The 19,370-nt window shown below is 65.3% G+C and carries 13 protein-coding genes and 1 tRNA gene; 5 read left to right on the forward strand and 9 right to left on the reverse strand.

From position 1 onward, the window contains the following. Nucleotides 1–4: 4 nt before the first annotated feature. From BH93_RS00850 to BH93_RS00870, 5 genes are all read right to left on the reverse strand, one after another. Complete coding sequence (locus BH93_RS00850) at nt 5–1,489, reverse strand: peptidoglycan D,D-transpeptidase FtsI family protein (RefSeq protein ID WP_037174953.1); 1,485 nt, start codon at nt 1,487–1,489, stop codon at nt 5–7. Further along, a complete protein-coding gene (locus BH93_RS00855) occupies nt 1,486–2,943 on the reverse strand; it encodes an FtsW/RodA/SpoVE family cell cycle protein (RefSeq protein WP_032378773.1) in 1,458 nt (485 codons plus the stop codon). Before BH93_RS00855 ends, BH93_RS00850 begins: the two co-directional genes overlap by 4 nt. Further along, complete coding sequence (locus BH93_RS00860; protein ID WP_037174952.1) at nt 2,940–4,382, reverse strand: PP2C family protein-serine/threonine phosphatase; 1,443 nt, start codon at nt 4,380–4,382, stop codon at nt 2,940–2,942. Before BH93_RS00860 ends, BH93_RS00855 begins: the two co-directional genes overlap by 4 nt. Next, on the reverse strand, nt 4,379–4,843 hold the full coding sequence (locus tag BH93_RS00865; protein WP_032378775.1) for an FHA domain-containing protein FhaB/FipA: 465 nt from the start codon (nt 4,841–4,843) through the stop codon (nt 4,379–4,381). The genes BH93_RS00860 and BH93_RS00865 overlap by 4 nt, the downstream gene beginning before the upstream one ends. 170 nt (nt 4,844–5,013) lie before the next feature. Then, nucleotides 5,014–6,516, reverse strand: coding sequence for a DUF3662 and FHA domain-containing protein (locus tag BH93_RS00870; RefSeq protein WP_037174951.1), 1,503 nt, complete (start codon nt 6,514–6,516; stop codon nt 5,014–5,016). A gap of 207 nt (nt 6,517–6,723) precedes the next feature. On the opposite strand from BH93_RS00870, the gene BH93_RS00875 reads away from it, so the two are divergent. The 4 genes from BH93_RS00875 (at nt 6,724) to BH93_RS00890 (ending at nt 14,367) form a co-directional block, all read left to right on the forward strand. Beyond that, nucleotides 6,724–6,809 (forward strand) — tRNA-Leu (locus tag BH93_RS00875). A gap of 414 nt (nt 6,810–7,223) precedes the next feature. After that, nucleotides 7,224–11,813, forward strand: coding sequence for a glutamate synthase large subunit (gltB, locus tag BH93_RS00880; protein ID WP_037174950.1), 4,590 nt, complete (start codon nt 7,224–7,226; stop codon nt 11,811–11,813). Next, complete coding sequence (locus BH93_RS00885; RefSeq protein WP_037174949.1) at nt 11,806–13,257, forward strand: glutamate synthase subunit beta; 1,452 nt, start codon at nt 11,806–11,808, stop codon at nt 13,255–13,257. The genes gltB and BH93_RS00885 overlap by 8 nt, the downstream gene beginning before the upstream one ends. Before the next feature lie 207 nt (nt 13,258–13,464). Further along, entirely contained in the window at nt 13,465–14,367 is a 903-nt protein-coding gene (locus BH93_RS00890) for a cutinase family protein (RefSeq protein WP_032378779.1), read from the forward strand. Here the strand turns inward: BH93_RS00890 and BH93_RS00895 are convergent. Then, complete coding sequence (locus BH93_RS00895) at nt 14,346–15,872, reverse strand: MFS transporter (RefSeq protein WP_037174948.1); 1,527 nt, start codon at nt 15,870–15,872, stop codon at nt 14,346–14,348. The genes BH93_RS00890 and BH93_RS00895 overlap by 22 nt on opposite strands. A 98-nt stretch (nt 15,873–15,970) precedes the next feature. Between BH93_RS00895 and BH93_RS00900 the strand changes: the two genes are divergently transcribed. Further along, the gene (locus BH93_RS00900) at nt 15,971–16,267 is read left to right on the forward strand and encodes a putative quinol monooxygenase (RefSeq protein WP_032378781.1); all 297 of its coding nucleotides are present in this window, start codon (nt 15,971–15,973) and stop codon (nt 16,265–16,267) included. On the opposite strand, the gene BH93_RS00905 is transcribed toward BH93_RS00900, so the two are convergent. From BH93_RS00905 to BH93_RS00915, 3 genes are all read right to left on the reverse strand, one after another. After that, nucleotides 16,202–17,710 (reverse strand): phage infection protein, encoded by a 1,509-nt coding sequence (locus BH93_RS00905; RefSeq protein WP_037174947.1) that lies wholly within the window; start codon nt 17,708–17,710, stop codon nt 16,202–16,204. The two genes, BH93_RS00900 and BH93_RS00905, sit on opposite strands and share 66 nt — an antisense overlap. Before the next feature lie 87 nt (nt 17,711–17,797). Then, nucleotides 17,798–18,412: a histidine phosphatase family protein gene (locus BH93_RS00910; protein ID WP_037174946.1), complete on the reverse strand. Its 615-nt coding sequence runs from the start codon at nt 18,410–18,412 to the stop codon at nt 17,798–17,800. Between the two features lie 4 nt (nt 18,413–18,416). Then, on the reverse strand, nt 18,417–19,328 hold the full coding sequence (locus tag BH93_RS00915) for a LysR family transcriptional regulator (protein WP_155291029.1): 912 nt from the start codon (nt 19,326–19,328) through the stop codon (nt 18,417–18,419). Nucleotides 19,329–19,370 lie beyond the last annotated feature (42 nt).

The raw sequence follows: 19,370 nt of genomic DNA on the forward strand, positions 1-19,370 counted from the left end.
TATGTCACCTCCCCTGCAATGCGGCTGCGATGACGGCGCGCCCGATGGGTGCGGCCACGGATCCACCGGTTGCAGCCAGGGCTCGGTCTCCGCCGTCCTCCACGATGACTGCGATGGCGACCTTGGGATCGTTCGCGGGCGCGAATCCGATGTACCAGGCATGGGGTGGGGTGTTGCGTGGATCGGAACCATGTTCTGCGGTACCGGTTTTCGAGGCGATCTGGACTCCGGGGATCTTTCCCTCGCCACTGGTGTTGTTCTCGGAGCCGATCATCAGATCGGTCAGGGTCGCAGCGGTATCGGAGCTGATGGCCTCTCCCATGGACTTCGGCTGGTAGCTCGACAGGTCGGACAGGTCGGGAGATTGCAGCTGCTGCACCAGGTTCGGGGCCATCCGCACGCCGCCGTTGGCGACCGTGGCTGCGATGACGGCGTCCTGCAAGGGGGTCAGCGCAACGTCGCGCTGGCCGATGCTGGACTGGCCGAGGGCCGCGTCGTCGTCGATCGGGCCGATGGTGCTGTCGGCCACGGGGAGCGGAATGGAGGTGTCCGCTCCGATACCGAAAGCGGCCGCGGCGTCGCGCAACTTGTCCACTCCGGTGTCGATGCCGAGCTCGACGAAGGCGGTGTTGCACGACCGTGCGAACGCTTCGCGCAGGCTTGCCGTCTGGCCGCCGCCACACGTCGAACCGTTGTAGTTCTCGAGTGTCGTCGAGGTTCCCGGCAACGTGATGTTCGACGCGGCTGTGAGCTGAGTGTCGGGCGTCGCGCCCGCCTCGAGTGCGGCGGCGGTGGTGATCACCTTGAAGGTGGATCCGGGGGGATAGGTCTGCGAGATCGCCCGGTTCACCATCGGCTTGTTCGGGTCGTTGCTCAGGTTCTCCCACGCCGTGGTCGTCGTGCTGCCGTCGTGGCTGGCCAGCAGGTTGGGGTCGTAGCTGGGGGTGCTGGCCATGGCGAGGATGTTGCCGGTGGCGGGATCGAGAGCCACCACCGAACCGGTGTACCCCTTGGCTGTGAGCTGGTCGTATGCGACCTGTTGGACGACGGGGTCGATGGTGGTGACGACGTTGCCGCCGCGCGGATCTCGGCCGGAGATGAGGTCGAACAGACGCCCGCCGAAGAGGCGGTCGTCGGATCCGTTGAGCACGGGATCCTCGGCCCGCTCGAGGCCGTTGCTCGAGTACAGCATCGAGTAGTAGCCGGTGATCGGCGCGTTGGCCTGGGGGCTGGCCGGAGAGATCGAGTTCTGCGGGTAGGTCCGCAGGTATTTGTAGCGGTCGTCGGTCGCGACGGAGGACGCGAGAACCTGGCCGCCGGCCGAGATCTGACCGCGCTGGCGTGAGTACTCGTCGAGCAACACACGTGAGTTGCGGGGGTCGGTTCGCAGATCGTCGGCCTTGATGACCTGGAGGTAGGTGGCGTTGGCGAGCAACGCGACGACCATGACCATCACGGCGATGGACACGCGGCGTAGGGGAGTGTTCATGGGCGCTTCACCATTTCGGTCGGAGCGTCCGCGATAGGTGCTGCAGGAGCGGGCTTCTTCTTGGGGGTTGCCGGCTCACGGGCCGCATCGGAGATCTTGATCAGCAATGCGAGCAGCAGGTAGTTGGCGAGAAGCGAAGATCCTCCGTAGGACAGATACGGCGTGGTGAGGCCGGTGAGCGGAATGAGCTTGGTGACGCCGCCGACGACGACGAACAGTTGGATTGCAATGGTGAACGACAAGCCGGCGGCCAGCAGTTTGCCGAAACTGTCCCGGACGGCCAGCGCGGTGCGCATGCCGCGAATGATGAACAGTAGGTACAGGATCAGCACCGCGGTCAGGCCGATGAGGCCGAGCTCTTCGCCGACGGTCGCGATGATGAAGTCCGTCTTGGCGAACGGCACCTGGGACGGGCGTCCGCTTCCGAGGCCGGTGCCCGCCAATCCGCCCGTGGCGAAGCTGAACATCGACTGGACGATCTGATATCCGGTGTCGTTGTAGTCGTCGAACGGGTGCAGCCAGGTATCGGTTCGGATCTTGACGTGGCCGAATACCTGATACGCGAACAGGAATCCGACGATCAGCAGGCCGAACCCGATGATCAACCAGCCGACCCGCTCGGTCGCGATGTAGATCATCACCAGCACGGTTCCGAAGATCAACAGCGACGTGCCGAGGTCCTTCTCGAACACCAGCACTGCGACCGAGACGACCCAGACGACCAGGATCGGACCCAGATCGCGGGCGCGCGGGAAATCCATACCCAGCACGTGCTTGCCCGCGACGGTGAACAACTCGCGCTTGGCGACCAGCAGCGAAGCGAAGAAGATGAGCAGCAGAATTTTCGCGAACTCACCGGGCTGAATGCTGAAGCCGGGCAGCCGGATCCAGATCTTCGACCCGTTGACCTCCGAGAATGCGGACGGCAGCATCGCCGGGATTGCGAGAAGAATCAGGCCGGCGAGACCGACGGTGTAGCCGTAGCGGGCCAGGGTGCGGTAGTCGCGGAGCAGCACCAGCAACGCCACGAAACCGGCGATCGCCAGTGTCGTCCACAGCACCTGCTGGTTGGCATCGGGTGAAGGGATCGGATTACCGAGGTACTGCGCCTGCTGCTGATCGGCGAGGTCGAGTCGGTGAATGAGCACCAGACCGAGGCCGTTGAGGAGAGCCACGATCGGGAGCAGCAGCGGATCGGCATGAGGCGCGAAGCGTCGTACGGCCAAGTGCGCCACCGTCATCAGCGCGAGATACGCGAGCGCGTACTTCGCCAGATCCCAGGTGATGGTCTGTTCCTGGCTGGCCTCGACCAGCACCAACGAGATCGTTGTGATCAGAACCGCGGCCCCGAGCAGAAGCAACTCGACTCCGCGCCGGTTCGATTGGATCGGTGCAGGAGCGAAACCCCCGGGCGGACTCGGAAAGGACCCTCCGGCAGAAGTAGGGGAACTCATCGAGTACCGGTCCTGCAGTTCTGGCCGGGAATCTGCGGAACCGTCGGTGTCGGTACCGCGGTGGTCGTCGGCGCGGCCTCGGGAACGGGTTCCGCGGTCGGCGGCAACGGCACCCCGGGTGGCGGGATGATCGTCGTCGTGGGGGTCGCTTCGGGGGTGGTGGTGACGGCGGGCTCGGTCTCGCAGACAGGCAACAGGTCGCCCGACGCCAGGCGCTGCACCTGGCCACGCGCATCGTCGAGGGATCCCGACGGCAGTCCGGCCGTGACCTGCTCGCGGGCGGCGGGCAGAAGGTCGTCGATCTCGAAAGGAACGCAGTCAGCAGGCTCGGCATCGGGAGCGGTCAGTGTCACGGCTCCGTCGCCGTCGAGGCATCCGGTCAGTTCCACGCTCTGCAGCGAGTACCCCAGCACCGAGCCGGGCAGGCCCCGCAGCACCGTGACCTTGCTGTTGTCGGCACCGACGTAGTAGTTGCCTCTGATGATCGAATTGGCAACGAGCGCACCGATTGCGGCGAGGACCACCAGGGTGAGGGCGATCAGCGTCCAGCGCAGCTTGTGCGACTTCTTCTCCGGGGTGACCACCGGGGTGGTGACGCGCTTGGGCGTCGAGCGAGGCGGCCGCATCGCCGCGGCGCGTCCTGCTGCGGTGTTGGGGGGAGGAGCGTCCTCCTCGTCCTCGGTACTGGCGGCGCCACCGAGGATGGGATGGCTCTGTCCGTAGTCGAGGTCGATGACATCGGCGACGACGACGGTCACGTTGTCGGGTCCACCGCTGCGCAGTGCGAGTTCGATGAGACGATCGGCGCAGGGACCGGTCTCGCCCTCGTTCATCGTGTTCTCGATGGTCTCGTCGCTGACGACATCGGACAGGCCGTCGGAGCACAGCAGGTAGCGGTCGCCTGCTCGCACCTCTCGGACGGTGAGCGTCGGCTCGATCTCGTTGCCGGTGAGGGCACGCATGATCAGCGATCGCTGCGGGTGCGTGTGCGCCTGTTCGGCGGTGATGCGGCCTTCGTCGACGAGTGATTGGACGAAGGTGTCGTCGCGGGTGATCTGGGTGAGCGATCCGTCGCGCAGCATGTACGCACGTGAGTCACCGATGTGAACGAGCCCGATTCGCTTGCCCGCGAACAGGATTGCTGTCAACGTGGTGCCCATACCGTCGAGCTCGGGCTCGTCCTCGACCTGATCGGCGATGGACGCGTTGCCTTCACGGGTGGCCGCCTCGAGCTTGCCCAGCAGATCCTCACCCGGCTCGTCGTCGTCGAGGTGGGCCAATGCGGCGATCATCAACTGGGAGGCCACTTCACCGGCAGCGTGACCGCCCATACCGTCTGCCAGTGCCAACAGTCGAGCTCCGGCGTACACGGAGTCCTCGTTGTTGGAGCGGACCAGACCGCGGTCGCTGCGGGCGGCGTAGCGGAGAACGAGGGTCACGGGCGCAACTCGATCACGGTCTTGCCGACACGAACCGGGGTTCCCAGGGGTACGCGCACTGCGGTGGTCACCTTGGCTCGGTCGAGGTAAGTCCCGTTGGTCGAGCCGAGGTCCTCGACGTACCAATCCCCGCCACGAGGTGAGAGACGGGCATGCCTGGTGGACGAATAGTCGTCTGTCAGAACGAGAGTCGAATCGTCTGCACGTCCGATGAGGACGGGCTGCGTACCGAGTGAGATGCGCGTTCCGGCGAGACCGCCCTGGGTCACCACGAGGTACTTGGCCACCTTCTGCTTGTTGAACGACGGAAGAACTTTGGAGCCACCGGTGTAGCGCGCTGGTACTCGCATGCCTGCGGCCGCGTAGATGTCACTGCGCAGGGTGCGAAGGACGGCCCAGACGAAGAACCACAGCAGAAGCAGGAAGCCCGCCCTGGTCAATTGCAGAATCAATCCCTGCACGACGATTCACCTCCTCCTTCGCGATCGGACCTGGTCCCCACACGCCTGAGCGTTGCGGCGCGGCAGACATGGTTGTCTCGCAGCATCATAGGGTGAAGCCGCTCGTGTGGACGACATTCGGGTGGACGAGCACGAGAGTCGACCATCGCTCGTGCCTGGCAGCCCTTGTGTCAGACGATCCGGACCAGAATTTCGGAATGTCCGGCCCTGATGACGTCACCGTCGGCCAGCTGCCAGTCCTGAACCGGGGCACCGTTGACGGTGGTGCCGTTGGTGGAGCCGAGGTCGGAGAGCATGGCCACTCGGCCGTCCCAGCGAATCTCGATGTGCCGCCGCGAGACACCGGTATCGGGCAGCCGGAACTGCGCGTCCTGGCCGCGGCCGATGATGTTCTGACCGTCACGGAGCTGGAAGTAACGGCCGCTGCCGTCCTCGAGCTGCAGTGTCGCTGCGAGCGCCTGAGCCTGACCGGCGTACGCGGCGGGCTGGTCGTAGCCGTACCCGTCGTTACGATCGGCCGCGCCTTGCGGGTAGCCGCGACCGTAGGCAGCCGGGGCAGGTGGGTAGTCGTATGCAGGCTGCTGGTAGCCGGGCTGCTGATACCCGGCGGCCTGGGGCTCGGCGTACTGCCCGGCCGGGTCGCTGTAGGCCTGCTCCTGGTACGGGGACTCGGAGTAGGCGCCGCCGTCGGCACCGTTGTACTGGTAGCCCTGGGCGTCGTAGCCCTGCGCGTTGTACCCCTGTGCGTCATAGCCTTGCGAGTTGTAGCCCTGGGCGTCGTAGCCCTGGTCCTGACCGTTGGCATTGCCGTAGGCGTGCGGGTCGTAACCCTGGTCCTGGCCGCCCGCCGCGCTGTATGCCTGACCCTGCTCGGCGTACTGCTGCTCGTCGTAGCCCTGACCGTTGTACGGCTGCTGCTGGTCGTAGCGCGGATCGTAATCGGCAGGCGCGTAGGCCTGGGCGTCGTAGCCGTTCTGCTCACGCGCGGCGTAGCGGGGATCTTGGCCACCGGCGTAACCGTTGCGAGCGCGCGGATCGGGACGATGACCGTCCGCGGGGTCGCGCTGCGGGTCGTAGCCTGGGTTCTGCGTCATGTGGCCGGCTCCTGGTATCGACATCGGTGGGGCAGACGGTCGCTGCGTAGCTGAAGGGACGGGACTTCGTGCCGGCTTGGCCGATACGTTCTGCTGGGCCGATACGTTCTGCTGGGCCGATACGTTCTGCTGGGCCGATACGTTCTGCTCGGCCGACGCGCCGTGCTGCGCAGACGGGTTTCGTGCAGCAGTCGCCGATCGTCCCACATCGGGGTCGACCGAGCCACTGGCCCGGAACTGACCGGTGTGCAGAGTGGGCGACGGCTCGAAGCGAACCACCACGTCACCGTAGGTCTGCCACCCCTGATCGCGGATGTAATCGTCGAGGTGGCGGGAAAATGCCTTGACCGTGAGTTCTCGATCGCCTGCGAGCTCGTCGTGGTCCGAGCTGTTGATGGTGATCACGTAGCTGTTCGGTGCCAGGTAATGGCCGCCGTCGAGGGGCCGAACCAGATCCGACGCTTCTTGTTGGAGCGCCGCTTCCACCTCGGCCGGTACGACGCCACCGCCGAACACGCGGGCGAAGACGTCGCCGACAGCGCCCTGGAGCTTGCGCTCGAAACGTTGAACGATGCCCATCGTGACCCCTCCTCTCACTGTGTTCTTCCACCGTGTGGTGCCTGCAGGTGCGCAGGGTGCGACAGCCGCGTGTCATCACGAGGTCGCGCTTCAAGCATGATATACGGTGCCGCCGACGCAGACCGCCTGCCGCCGTTCGCTCCGGGCGACGCGAGACCGCGATTTTCGAGCGCGGCAGGGTGCGTGTTAGTGTTCTCGCCGTCACCCGGGCGGGTGGCGGAATGGCAGACGCGCTGGCTTCAGGTGCCAGTGTCCTTCGGGACGTGGGGGTTCAAGTCCCCCTCCGCCCACCACACTGGCCGCAGCTGATCTCGATCGCTGCGGCCAGTTTTTTCGATGCGGTTGCGGTCCGATCGTCTTACACGCGTGTACTTTTCGGCCGTCGCGTCCCCGCCGTCTCGAAAGGGGGCCGATACGTCGACCGATGTCGGGAAATTCGCAGGTGAGAGCCCACAATAGGCTTACCTTATTTGCGGGGGTACCCAGGTGCTGACTTATCGTTCGTAGTTGGATCGGCCTCACCACGGCCGGATCCGTCGAGACCCTCACTTTTCTACCATGAGCTCACCCGCTCGTGCAGAGGAAAAGCGTCGACGATCGACAGGTGCTGCTTCAACGGCGAGGACGCACCGCAGGCCGTTCGAGCAGCCGGTTACACCACACCGTCGCCGACGAGTTTCAAGGCTGGACTTATCCGAAGGCTAGGTATGAAGCACACTCCGGGCCCGCAAGGCCTCTACGATCCCGTCAACGAGCACGACTCCTGTGGTGTCGCGTTCGTGGTGGACATGCACGGTCGCCGCAGTCGCGACATCGTCGAGAAGGCGATCACCGCACTGGTCAACCTCGAGCACCGCGGTGCCGCCGGCTCCGAACCGAACACCGGTGACGGTGCAGGCATTCTGATCCAGGTTCCGGACGCGTTCTTCCGCGCCGTCGTAGATTTCGAGCTCCCCGCTCCCGGTGCCTACGCAACCGGTGTCGCATTTCTGCCGCAGGGCCGCAGCGACGCGGCACGTGCCTGCGAGGGTGTCGAGCGCATCGTCGAGAGCGAGGGCCTGACGGTTCTCGGCTGGCGTGAGGTTCCCACCGACGACTCGTCGCTCGGAGCGCTCGCGCGCGACGCGATGCCGACCTTCCGTCAGCTGTTCCTCGCCGCTCCCGACGCATCGGTCACCGATCTCGACCTGGAGCGTCGTGCGTTCGTCATCCGCAAGCGCGTCGAGCACGAGCTGGGCGAAGAGGGTGCGGGCAAGGACGGCCCCGGTCGCGAGACCGTGTACTTCCCGTCGCTGTCCTCGCAGACCTTCGTCTACAAGGGCATGCTGACAACTCCTCAGCTCAAGGGCTTCTACCTCGACCTGCAGGACGAGCGCGTGGAAAGTGCACTCGGGCTTGTGCATTCGCGCTTCTCGACCAACACGTTCCCGTCGTGGCCGCTGGCGCATCCGTTCCGGCGCGTCGCGCACAACGGCGAGATCAACACCGCCACCGGCAACGAGAACTGGATGCGTGCCCGCGAGGCGCTCATCACCTCCGACGTGTTCGGTGGCTCCGAGGCGCTCGAGAAGATCTTCCCCGTGGTCACCCACGGAGCAAGCGACACAGCACGTTTCGACGAGGTGCTCGAGCTGTTGCATCTCGGTGGACGAAGCCTGCCGCACGCCGTACTCATGATGATCCCCGAGGCATGGGAGCGGCACGAGTCCATGGACCCCGCGCGTCGGGCGTTCTACAAGTACCACTCCTCGCTGATGGAGCCCTGGGACGGACCGGCATCGGTGTGCTTCACGGACGGCACCGTCATCGGAGCGGTCCTCGACCGCAACGGCCTGCGCCCGAGCCGGCTGTGGGTCACCGACGACGGCTTGGTCGTCATGGCGTCCGAGGTCGGCGTTCTCGACATCGACCCGTCCAAGGTCGTCCGCAAGGTTCGGCTGCAGCCGGGCCGGATGTTCCTGGTGGACACCGCACAGGGCCGCATCGTCTCCGACGACGAGATCAAGGACGAGCTCGCTGCCGAGCATCCGTACCAGCAGTGGCTCGACGAGGGTCTGACCTCGATCGACGATCTGCCCGAGCGCCCGCACGTGCACATGCCGCACGATCGCGTGCTCATCCGTCAGCAGATCTTCGGATACACCACCGAGGAACTGAACGTGCTCGTCTCGCCGATGGCGAAGTCCGGTGCCGAGGCCATCGGATCCATGGGTACCGATACCCCGATTGCCGTGCTGTCGGCTCGCCCGCGGATGTTGTTCGACTACTTCTCGCAGCTTTTCGCGCAGGTCACCAACCCGCCGCTCGATGCGATCCGCGAGGAGATCGTCACCAGCCTCGGCGGCACGATCGGCCCCGAGGGCGATCTGCTCAACCCGGATGCCGAGAGCTGCAAGCAGATCGTGCTGCCGCAGCCGATCCTGCACAACGACGATCTCGCCAAGCTCGTGCACATCAACGACGAAGGCACGCAGGAAGAACTTCGTTCGGTGGTCGTGCGCGGCCTCTACCCGGTTGCCGAGGGCGGCGAAGGTCTTCGAAAGTCGTTGGAGGCCATCCGAGCTCAGGTCTCCGCTGCCATCTCGGGCGGCGCACGGATCATCGTGCTCTCCGACCGTGAATCGAGCGAGAAGCTCGCTCCGATTCCGTCGTTGCTGCTGACCTCTGCGGTGCACCATCACCTGGTTCGGGAGAAGACCCGTACCAAGGTCGGTCTGATCATCGAGGCCGGTGACGCCCGCGAGGTCCATCACATGGCCCTGCTCATCGGTTTCGGTGCCGCAGCGGTCAATCCGTACATGGCGTTCGAGTCGATCGAGGACATGATCGAACGCGGCGCACTCACGGGCATCGAGTTCGACAAGGCCGTCGGCAACTACATCAAGGCCGCAGGCAAGGGCGTGCTGAAGGTGATGTCCAAGATGGGCATCTCGACCCTCGCGTCGTACACCGGAGCGCAGCTGTTCCAGGTCATCGGCCTCTCGCAGGAACTGGTCGACGAGTACTTCACCGGCCTCAACAGCCACCTCGGCGGCATCGATCTCGATCAGGTGGCCGACGACGTCGCAGCGCGACATGCGGTTGCCTACCTCGACAACCGTCAGGAACGCGCGCACCGTGAGCTCGAGACGGGCGGCGAGTACCAGTGGCGCCGCGAGGGGGAGTACCACCTCTTCAACCCCGACACCGTGTTCAAGCTGCAGCACTCCACCCGCACCGGTCAGTACGACGTCTTCAAGGAATACACGAAGATGGTCGACGACCAGTCCGAGCGCCTCGCGTCGTTGCGCGGTCTGTTCCGTTTCAAGACCGAAGAGCGACAGGCCATTTCGATCGACGAGGTCGAGCCGGCCAGCGAGATCGTCAAGCGTTTCTCCACGGGTGCGATGAGCTACGGCTCCATCTCGGCCGAGGCGCACGAGACCCTCGCCATCGCGATGAACCGTCTCGGTGGACGCTCGAACTCGGGTGAAGGCGGCGAGGATGTCTCGCGGTTCACCCCCGACGAGAACGGGGACTGGCGACGGTCGGCCGTCAAGCAGGTCGCGTCGGGACGCTTCGGTGTCACCTCGCACTACCTGACCAACTGCACCGACATCCAGATCAAGATGGCGCAGGGAGCCAAGCCCGGTGAGGGCGGCCAGCTTCCGGCGCACAAGGTGTACCCGTGGGTCGCCGAGGTTCGGCATTCGACGCCAGGCGTCGGTCTGATCTCGCCGCCGCCGCACCACGACATCTACTCGATCGAGGATCTCGCGCAGCTGATCCACGACCTGAAGAACGCCAACCCACAGGCCCGCATCCACGTGAAGCTGGTCTCCGAGGTGGGCGTCGGAACGGTCGCGGCCGGTGTGTCGAAGGCGCACGCTGACGTGGTGCTCATCTCGGGCCACGACGGCGGCACCGGCGCAACGCCGCTGACGTCGGTCAAGCACGCAGGTGGACCGTGGGAGCTCGGCCTGGCCGAGACCCAGCAGACGTTGCTGCTCAACGGTCTTCGTGACCGCATCGTCGTACAGGTCGACGGCCAGCTCAAGACCGGCCGCGACGTGATGGTCGCCGCGCTGCTCGGCGGCGAGGAGTTCGGCTTCGCCACCGCTCCGCTCGTCGTCTCGGGCTGCATCATGATGCGTGTCTGCCACCTCGACACCTGCCCCGTCGGCGTTGCTACGCAGAACCCGTTGCTGCGCAAGCGTTTCGCGGGCAAGCCCGAGTTCGTCGAGAACTTCTTCATGTTCATCGCCGAGGAGGTTCGCGAGCTCATGGCCGAGCTCGGGTTCCGCACACTCGACGAGGCCGTCGGACAGGTCGGTCTGCTCGACACCACCGCTGCCAAGGAGCACTGGAAGGCGTCGAAGCTGGATCTGTCGCCGATTCTCGAAGAGGTCGAATCTGCCTTCATGAACCAGAACCTCTACAACACCGGGGTTCAGGATCACGGCCTCGACAAGGCTCTGGATCAGCAGCTCATCGCGGCCAGCCGCAACGCATTGGACAAGGGCGAGAAGGTCGTCTTCGAATCCAAGATCACCAACGTCAACCGCACCGTCGGAACGATGCTCGGACACGAGGTCACCAAGGCGTACGGCGGCGTCGGGCTCCCGGACGACACCATCGACATCACGTTCACCGGCTCGGCCGGCAACAGTTTCGGTGCGTTCGTTCCGTCCGGAATGACGCTCCGGCTGCAGGGTGATGCCAACGACTTCGTCGGCAAGGGACTGTCCGGTGGACATCTCGTGCTGCGGCCGTCGTTGAGTGCTCCCAAGGGATTCGTCGCCGAGGACAACATCATCGGCGGCAACGTCTTCCTGTTCGGTGCCACCAGCGGCGAGGCTCTCATCCGGGGTGTCGTCGGCGAGCGTTTCGCCGTACGTAACTCCGGCGCGGAGGCCGTCGTCGAAGGCGTCGGCGACCACGGGTGCGAGTACATGACCGGCGGCAAGGTGGTCATCCTCGGCACGACGGGCCGTAACTTCGGTGCCGGTATGTCCGGCGGCGTCGCGTTCATCTTCGATCCGAACAAGACGTTCGAGGCCAACCTCAACACCGAGCTGGTCGACATCGACGAGCTCGAGGGCGACGAATTCACCTGGTTGAAGGACATCGTCACCCGTCACCAGGAGCAGACCGGCTCCGAGGTGGCCGAGCGGATCCTCGCGGACTGGTCACAGCAGGTGAACCATTTCGTGAAGGTCATGCCTCGCGACTACAAGAAGGTACTGCTGGCCATCTCCGAAGCCGAGAAGAACGGCGCGGACGTGGACGAAGCGATCATGGAGGCAGCTCGTGGGTGACCCACAGGGATTTTTGAAGAACACGGTTCGCGAAGTACCCAAGCGGCGGCCCGTCGATCTGCGCCTGATGGACTGGAAAGAGGTCTACGAGGACTTCTCGAAGGACACTCTGCGTACCCAGGCCAGCCGGTGCATGGATTGTGGTATTCCGTTCTGCCACAACGGTTGTCCTCTCGGGAACCTGATTCCCGAGTGGAACGACCTGGTGTTCAAGGATCGCTGGCGCGACAGCATCGATCGACTGCACGCCACCAACAACTTCCCGGAATTCACCGGGCGGTTGTGCCCGGCTCCGTGCGAGGCGTCGTGTGTCTTGGGCATCAACCAGGATCCGGTCACCATCAAGCAGGTCGAGGTCGAGATCATCGACAAGGCCTTCGAAGAGGGCTGGGTCACGCCGGTCTACCCGACGCACCTGACCGGTAAGACCGTTGCCGTCGTCGGGTCCGGACCCGCGGGACTTGCTGCAGCGCAGCAGCTCACCCGCGCCGGCCACACCGTCACGGTGTTCGAGCGGGCCGACCGCATCGGAGGACTGCTGCGCTACGGCATTCCCGAGTTCAAGATGGAGAAGCGCCACATCGATCGACGGCTCGCGCAGATGGAGGCCGAGGGCACCGTCTTCCGTACCGGTGTCGATGTGGGCGTCGACATCTCGGCCGACGAACTGCGCGAGCAGTTCGATGCCGTGGTCCTCTCCGGCGGCGCCACCGCATGGCGCGACCTGCCCATCGAGGGCCGCGAGCTCGACGGCATCTACCAGGCCATGGAGTTCCTGCCGCACGCCAACCGCGTCCAGCAGGGCGACTTCGCCGCGCCGCCGGTGAGCGCCGAGGGCAAGAAGGTCGTCATCATCGGCGGCGGCGACACCGGGGCCGACTGCCTCGGGACCTCGCACCGTCAGGGCGCAGAAAGCGTCCACCAGTTCGAGATCATGGCCCGCCCGCCCGAGGAGCGTGCGACGTCCACCCCGTGGCCGACGTACCCACTGATGTACCGGGTGGCCTCGGCTCACGAAGAGGGTGGCGAACGCGTCTTCTCCGTCAACACCGAGCGTTTCGTCGGCGAGGACGGCAAGGTCACCGCACTCGAGGCCTGTGAGGTCGAGTTCAAGGCAGGCAAATTCGAGAAGGTCGAGGGCAGTGAATTCACCCTCGAGGCCGATCTGGTTCTGCTCGCCATGGGATTCGTCGGACCGGAGAAGGGCGGCCTGCTGACCGACCTGGGTGTCGACTTCAACCAGCGCGGCAACGTCGAGCGCACCAACGAGTGGGTCACCAACGTCCCCGGCGTGTTCGTCGCCGGCGACATGGGCCGCGGCCAGTCGCTCATCGTGTGGGCCATCGCCGAGGGCCGGTCCTGCGCGGCCGCCGTCGACACCTTCCTGCAGGGAGCAACGGCACTGCCGTCGCCGATCGTGCCCACCCAGGCACCGCAGCGGTAGACAACACTCGAACGCCCCCCGGTGGGATCGATGTCCCTTTGTTGCATTCTGAGCGACTGAATCTCACATTGATCCCACCGGGTGGGTGCCGAGAATCCGCCATACGGTTACGTCCGTTAACCATGTAGGCATCTGATGGTCACAGGCCCCTGGCATTGTCGGTATCGAACAACGAAGCGTTCGATCACCCAGCGAGGCCCCCTCCCCATGAGTGTCAAGAAGATCTGCGCCGGTGTCGGCGTCGCTGCAGCGGTTGCATCCGGTCTGGTCGTCGGAGCATCGCCCGCCGCTGCTGATCCGGGCGATTGCCCGTCCATGTACGTCGTGGCCATTCCGGGAACGTGGGAGACCAGCTCGGGTGCTGCACCGAAGCCGGGGATGCTCACCGACGTCACCGATCGTCTCGGCGACGACATTCGCACCGACTACGTCTCGTATCCGGCCACCGCGTTCCCGTGGGAGGGCGAGGTCTACGGGCAGTCACGCGCCGCTGCGGTCACCAATGCCGGCGGGATGCTGAAGGCGATGGCAGATCGTTGTGGGGCAACAAAACTCGGCATCATCGGCTACAGCCAGGGAGCCGACGCAGCCGGTGATCTCGCCGCGGCGATCGGCACCGGGGTCGGTGTTGTGCCTGCCGACAAGGTGGTGGCGGTGGGTCTGATCTCGGATCCCAAGCGCTCCGACACCGACGCTCTGGTCGGTCCTGCCGTGGTGGGCACCGGGGTCGGTGGACCTCGCGTCGGAGGATTCGGTTACGTCAGCCCCGTGGTGCGGACGTTCTGCGCCGTCGGCGATCTGTACTGCTCGACACCGAAGGACGACTACGTGGCGCGTCTGGCCGGCTTCCTCGCTGTCTCCTCCAACCCCGCGCCCGATGTAGCCGATCAGTACTCGCAGGAAGCGCAGTCGTTGATCGCGGACTTGGCGGCGGCCGGGGGCCTTCCGGTTCTGCAGGGTCAGCTCACCGACCAGGCGAACGAACAGCGCAGCCGAGAGATCGAAGCGTTCTACCGCTCGGGAATCCATCAGGAATACCAGAGCTACGACGTCGACAACGGCCAGTCCGCGACGCGCTGGTTGGCGCGCTATCTCTCCGACGCGGTCTGACGGCGAAGTAGCACGAAGACAGCCACCGCACTGACGGCCATCAGACCAGCGCTCCATCCGGCCGCCAGATTGAAGCCGTCGATGAACGACGAGTTGGCGACGGCCGTCAGTTGCGAGCCGAACGGTTCCGGCAGGTAGTCGGCGACGGCGATGGCACCGCCGATGGTTTCTCTGGCGGGATCGGCGATCTCGGCGGGCGTGCCGACCGGGATGACGTCTTCCATGCGGTGGCGGTAGACGGTGCTGCCGATCGTGCCGAGGATCGCGATGCCGACGGCCCCGCCCAATTCGGCTCCGGTTTCCGATAATGCCGATGCGGCACCGGCCTTCTCGGGTGCGGCGGCGGTGAGGACGATGTCCGAATTGAGGGTCGACGCCGCTCCGATTCCGAACGTCAACAGGGCCATCCCGGTGAGCAGTAACGGCAGGCCCGAGTCGGCAGCAACGAAGACCATTGCCGCGCAACCGAAGGCGATGAACAGCAGGCCCCCGGCGATGATGGTGCCGGTCCTGATCACCTTGCTCAGTGTCGGCGCAAGGACGGCACCGGCCGCCGCCGCAACGGCAGGTATCAGCAGCCACAGTCCGGCTTCGAGCGGTCCGAGGCCTACGACGAGTTGCAGGTACTGCGAAGCGAACAGGCTGAACCCGGTCATGGCGAAGATGACGAGGAACTGCACCACAACCGCTGCGCTGAAGGCTCGTTCGGCGAAGAGCGTCACGTCGATGAGCGGATTCGCGGCCTTCCGTTGCCGGATGACGAACACCGTGCCCAGCGCCAGCCCGAGCACGGCCGTGGTGATCGTTGCTGCGTCGATCCCCTCCTGCGCGCCGTGTTTGATGGCATAGACGATCGAGAGCATCGAGGAGATTGCGAGTATCACGCTGATCGGATCGAATCTTCCGGGGTCCGAATCCTTGAACTCGGGGACCAGCAGCGGTGCCGCGACGAACAGCACCACCATGATCGGAATGTTGATCAGGAACACCGAACCCCACCAGAAATGTTCCAGCAGAACACCTCCGATGACGGGGCCTACTGCGGCTCCGCCGGCGAACCCTGCGGTCCACAGTCCGATTGCTTCCTTGCGCTGAGCGGGGTCGTGAAACATGTTGCGTATCAACGACAGTGTGCTCGGCGCGATGGTCGCTCCGCCGATCCCCAACAGGGCGCGTGCGACGAGAAGCATCTCGGGGGACGTGGAGAACGTCGCGGCGAGTGACGCCGCACCGAACACGACTGCGCCGATCATCAGGACGGTCCGCCTGCCGATGCGGTCACCGAGAGAGCCCATGGTGATGAGCAGGCCGGCGAGGAGAAATCCGTAGATGTCGAGAATCCACAGCGTCTGATTGCTGGTGGGTTCGAGATCGGCCGTCATGAACGGCAGAGCCAGATAGAGCACCGACATGTCCATCGACACGACGAGGATGGGTACCACCAGGACAGCGAGGCCGAGCCAATCCTTCTTGGTGGCGCGTTGCTCGGTGGTCCTGTGGCTCACTGTGACTTCCCTTTCCGTACGGACACCTCAGCTTAGGGGTGTCGGGAGTACGTTCGGTGAGGAAAGTGGGACTCGCCGAGAGAAGGAAACATCACCTCATGAGCAACGATCTGCAGGTTGTCGCGACGATCATCGCCAAGCCCGACGCTATCGACGCTGTGCGCGACGGCTTGTCGGCCCTGGTGGCCGAAACCCGGAAGGAAGAGGGCAACATCTCGTACGAGCTGTTCGAGTCGGCAGTCGAGCCGGGAACCTTCGTCACCGTCGAGTTGTGGAAGTCGCAGGAGGACCTGGACGGTCACATGCAGACTCCACATCTGCAGCAGGCTCTAAGCGAGTTCGGTGCCCATCTCGCGGCCCCGCCCGCTATCCACCCGCTCCGGCCCGTCGGCTGAGTCACCCCGCGCGCTGACGTACACGAGTGCCGAGACAGCCAGCAGAGCAACCGTGGCACCGATCGCCAGCCACCCGGTCCCGCTCATCTCGCCCGACGCGATGATGCGGGCACCGGCGGCGGTGTAGCTCATCGGCATGAATGCGGCGAGGTCGCCCCAGATCGGTGCCGTCGATGCGTACGCAAAGCCGCAGACGACGACCTGCACCGCGAGGGCGACAACGTTGACGATCTGACCCACCACAGCACCGAGTACGCGTTGAATTGCGCCCGCTGCGGCGAGATATGCCGCGGCGGAGACGATCAGGAACACGCCCGCTCCGATCACCGGTCCGATGGCGGCGTCGGTGGCGAAGGCGAACGCGAATGCGGCGCTGACGCCCACCGCGGCGACGGCCGCTCCGACGGCGAGCCAGCGCGGCTTGGTATCCCTGCCCAGGACCCGCACGAGGCTGACGCAGCCGAGAGCTCCGAGGGCAACCAGGGCGGCGATCAGGTACGGGGTGGCACCGGTGCCGGTGCTCGTCGACGTGGCGGCGACGTTCTGATCGGAGGTGGCGTCCTCGGTGGCGGCTGCGGCTCCCTGCGGAAGTGCCGCGGAGGCGTCACGCACGTTGGTGGCGATGCCGTTGACGATTCCCTCGACCGGCTTGACCGACGTCACGAGCTGATCGGTGCCGGCCTTGAGCTGCTGGCCGCCGTCGTCGAGTTGGCCGAGTCCGTCACGCAACTGCACGGTCGCGTCGCCGAGCTGCGCGGTGGCACCGAGGAACTGACTGTTCGGGTCGTTCAGTTCGGTCGAGAGCTGCTGAGCGCCACCCTTGAGGGTCTGCAGCTGCGCGAGCGTATCGGGACCGAAGGCCTGTGTGTTCAGGGTGTCGATGACGCCCCGGATTTCCCCGGATATGGCGTCGGATCCCGGGTGTGGAAAGCGATCGACCTGGTCCGCGGTGGCGGCGAGCTTTGCGGTGAAGTCGGCCTGCAGAGCTCCGAATCCGGTGAGCTGGTCGACCACCTGGTCGACGCCACCGCTGATCTGCGATGCGCCGTCACCGAGCTGGCCGATGCCGTCGCGGTACTGCCCGAACCCGTCGGCGAGCTGGATGGTTCCGTCGTGAGCCTGGGTGATGCCGTCGGCGAGCTGCCCGACGCCGTCGTTGAGCTGCGTTCCGCCGGCAGTCAGCTGACCGATACCACTGGAGAGAAAGGTGATGGGAAGGGACGCGCTGTTCAGACTGGTCCGCGCCGCAGCCAGGGGATCTGCCGACGCCTGCTCGGATGCCGGTGCCTGCTCGGTCTCGGCCGCGACCGTGGTCGTGTCGGGAGCGGACTCGCCGCCGAGGTCGTAGCCGGTGCCGAGTGCGAAAGCACCGACTGCCACCAGTGGAAACGCCAGTGCGGTGAGAGCAACGGCAGGACGTCGGAAGATACGCAGTTCACCCATGATGAGTTCGAGGCTAACTGCCGCTGACGGCGTTCCGAACCGACGAGCAATCGCAAACGCCGTGTTCGATGGTGCTGACCTGGGATTTTAAGAGGTCTCTGTGGATTGCCGATTGCGAGGTAGCAGGTCCCATACGTGCTCGGTTTCGTTCACCGAGGACACCGATCGCGCACCGCTCCGCGAGAACAGAATGCGCGTCACCGAGCAGTAGTCGATCGGAAAACCCAGGACCTTCGGGGTGTGCAGGATGTCCTGCAGCAGGATGTTGATGACGCCGCCGTGGGCGAAGAGTGCGACGGTGTCGTTGTGCTTGCTCGCCGACACGATGTCGGCCACCCCGGCCAGCACGCGCTGACGAAACGCGTGCTCGTCGACCTGTTCGGGGAGATGCCCGGCCTTGATGCGATCGAAGGCCTCGCGGAACTCGGTCTTGGCCGTTTCGATCGGGACGTAGCCGCCGAAATCGCGATCGTATTCGGCCAAGCGCTCGTCGGGTTCGACGGTCAGACCGAGCCGATCGGCCAACGGCTGTGCCGTCTGAACGGCGCGGAGCTGGGAACTCGCGACGACTCGAGAAATCGGGAACCGGGCCACCGCATCCGGCACACGCCGGGATTGTTCGACGCCGAGCTCGGCGAGAGCAGGATCGGCCGAGGTCTCCGAACGCTGCGGCAGCGCATGCCGCACCAGAACCAGTTGCATCGACTCACCTAATCACGAGTGTTCGACCGCTGCGTTGCACCATCGACCGAAAACTGGCCACCTGGCGCGGAAGGTCGGCTCGGGGATTCCACACCATGCCGATGCGCCTGCGTGCCGCGGGTTGGGTGAGGCCGATGTCGACGGTCCCGCCCTCACCGCCGTGCGCACGGATTCGCGGCAGGATGGCTATCCCGAGACCGGCACCGACCAGTCCGCGCACGGTGTGGGTGTCCTGGCCCTCGAATGCAATGCGCGGGCTGAAGCCGGCGTCGGCCCACAACTCGTCGCAGATCGATCGCATTCCGAAACCATGGCCCATGGCGATGTAGTTCTCGTCTGCAGTGTCGGCGAGATCGACGGTTCTTCTCGACGCGAAGCGATGATCGGAGGGCACGACGAGCATCAGCCGCTCGTCGTAGAGCTGGAACGAATTGGCGTCGGTGTGCTCGGCGCTGAGAGATACGAACGCCAGGTCCGACGCCCCATCGGCGAGCCGCTCGAGGCAGCGTGCGCGGGCGCCCTGGTCCAGATCGAACGTGACGGCCGGGTGGTCGACGCGGAACTGACGGATCAGCGCGGGTACGACGTCCTCGCCCAGAGTGTTCTGGAACGCCACGGCGATGCGGCCCCTGGCTCGGGCGTCGTGCTCGGTCATGGCGTCGATGCCGGCGTCGAGGTCGCTTAACGCTCGCTGCAGGTACGGGATCAACACGCGTCCGACGCTGGTGAGCACGATGCCGCGGCCGCGTCGTTCCACGATGTCGACGCCGAGGATCGCCGACGCGCGAGCGACCTGACGGCTGACGGTGGGTTGTGGAACGCCGAGAACGTGAGCGGCGTCGGTGATGTGTTCGGTGTCGGCTACCGCGACGAGCGTCGGCAATAGGGGCAACAGCCCGATCGTTTCGCGCCGCATGGTCGAATCATAGCTCTGCCGTATCGATTGGACACGTCTCAT

Origin of the sequence: Rhodococcoides fascians A25f, from assembly GCF_000760935.2 — a bacterium.
Classification (GTDB): Bacteria; Actinomycetota; Actinomycetes; order Mycobacteriales; family Mycobacteriaceae; genus Rhodococcoides.